This is a genomic window from Paraplanobispora takensis, assembly GCF_016863195.1.
GTDB classification, from domain to species: domain Bacteria; phylum Actinomycetota; class Actinomycetes; order Streptosporangiales; family Streptosporangiaceae; genus Planobispora; species Planobispora takensis.
Window position 1 is genome coordinate 1 of sequence record NZ_BOOK01000158.1, and the last position, 590, is coordinate 590.

The following is a 590-nucleotide window of genomic DNA, read 5'->3' on the forward strand; positions in this document are numbered from 1 at the left end:
GGCACCGCCGAGTCCCTGCGCACCACCGTGGCCACCCTGGTCTCGCACAGCGACTCCCTGGCGGCCTCCTCCACCCACCTGTCGGCCGTCTCCGAGCAGATCGCCGCCTCGGCCGAGGAGACCAGCGCCCAGTCCGGCGTGGTCGCCGCCGCCGCCGAGGACGTCTCGCGCAACGTGGCCGTGGCCGCCGCGGGCGGTCAGGAGATGGGCGGCGCCATCGGCGAGATCTCCCACAGCACCTCCGAAGCCGCCGCCGTGGCCGCCGAGGCGGTGAGCGTGGCCGATGCCACCACCGCGATGATGGCCCAGCTGGGCGCCTCCTCGGCCGAGATCGGCAACGTCGTCAAGACCATCACGAGCATCGCCGAGCAGACCAACCTGCTGGCGTTGAACGCCACCATCGAGGCGGCGCGGGCCGGGGAGTCGGGCAAGGGGTTCGCGGTCGTGGCCGGGGAGGTCAAGGACCTGGCCCAGGAGACCGCCAAGGCCACCGAGGACATCGCCCGCCGGGTGCAGGCCATCCAGAGCGACACCACCGCGGCGATGGAGGCCATCGGCCGCATCAGCGAGATCACCGCGCGGATCGACGG

At 73.2% G+C, this 590-nt stretch carries 1 protein-coding gene; it reads left to right on the forward strand.

Features of this window, described 5'->3' with window-relative positions; genetic code table 11:
• Window positions 1-590 (forward strand): methyl-accepting chemotaxis protein (locus Pta02_RS40890; protein WP_239131612.1); only part of this gene is annotated, 590 nt, incomplete at both ends.